General features: G+C 55.4%; 1 pseudogene. It reads right to left on the bottom strand.

The annotated features are described in order from the left end of the window. A pseudogene (locus tag SJH88_RS19095) lies at nt 1-457 on the bottom strand (hypothetical protein); the annotation flags it as partial. Nucleotides 458-1,391: the final 934 nt, after the last annotated feature.

Here is a 1,391-nt window from a genome sequence, read left to right as displayed (position 1 = left end):
GGTTCGAGGGATGACGCTCCAACACAGCCACATACTGAAAATCGATGTCAGCTTGACGCAGTAAGCGCACGAAGTAGCCCCACATCGCTTTCCAGTCCTCAGCGGTCATATACGGGGCTTTTTCACGCGTGGAGAAGGTAGAGAAGTGGTTGGGCCCCAACTCCTTCACCAAAAGCCGTACACGCTTCTTAGCGCGGAACATGGAGCGCTCCACATCCTCTTCGCACTGAACAGCAGGAGCAGTACGCGCACCACGCTTACGGAAGCAGGAAGAAGCACCAGCGTGATAGGCGTTCTCATAGGCAGGAACATCGAACTTAGCGAAGTCGACTTCCTTAACTTTCAGCTCAGGAGGGCAGTTAGAAAAGCGCTGAACTTCCAACCTGAACTGCTGCTGCTCATGGTGAAAGAAGTGGACAGGCTTAGAGCGATCAAATGCGGTTTGAGGCTCATTCATGGCGGGGGCTTTGAACCCGCCGCGGACTCACATAGAATCTGGACATGCGTTCATTCAAGTACGAGTTGATGGACGCCAGAGGCCCGAACCATCTGCCAGGATGTTCGGGCTTCGCTCTTTCTGGTGCTGTGAATGGGCTGAGAGGGACTTACCTAAACCGGATATAGCTGACCCGGAACTCATATGCCTTGAAGCCACCAAGAAGGAGAAAAGCGCGCCGCAATCATAGCCCTTCCTTGTTCCTGTCATCAAGTGTCCGTAGGTCTAGATTAGCGGCTGCGCCGCCAGCGGGAGCGTGCGGCGGCTCTTGCCCGCTCCCTAATCAGCGCAGCCGCACCCGCACCAGAGCACACAAACGACACTCCCAAGCAACACGCAGGAGCCTGCGGCGCTTGTTTTTCATGGCGACGCAGCAAAGAACAGGGGCAGGACAAGCAACGCGCCAACGCGGCAACCTCAGCGCAAGCCGTAAACGGTGCCAGTGACACCGTGAGCACATCAAAGGGCACGAGATAGAACCAGCGCAGAACATCAGGGGCAAGCCCCCGATACCCCCCTCAGCTACAGAGCGAGATACAGGGGAAAAACGCACCTATTGACATAGGAGAACTCATTTCAACAGGTCAGAAGAATCGCCACCAGGTCGAAGTAACTGGAGGCGAATCCACAGGCCATAGCACCCACAAACCACCCTCAGAGGCAGCCTATCAAGGACAGGGACAGGGCACTTTTTGCGAAACCAGAGAGCAGCATTTATCGACATCTTCAGCATCGCAAACCCCTCAAAACGGTGGTTCTAACAACTTCGGATCCATAGCCAGCCAAGCGACCCTACCCTCACGACAAAGCCACGGAGTTTGCAACGGAACATCAGCCCCAGAATCCCACAAACCGAACATGCCCAGCCCTTCCCTCAAGGCATCAGGCATCGACA

This window comes from Comamonas sp. GCA5, assembly GCF_036541385.1.
Lineage (GTDB): Bacteria > Pseudomonadota > Gammaproteobacteria > Burkholderiales > Burkholderiaceae_C > Comamonas > Comamonas aquatica.
This window is presented reverse-complemented; position numbering and strand designations above follow the sequence as displayed.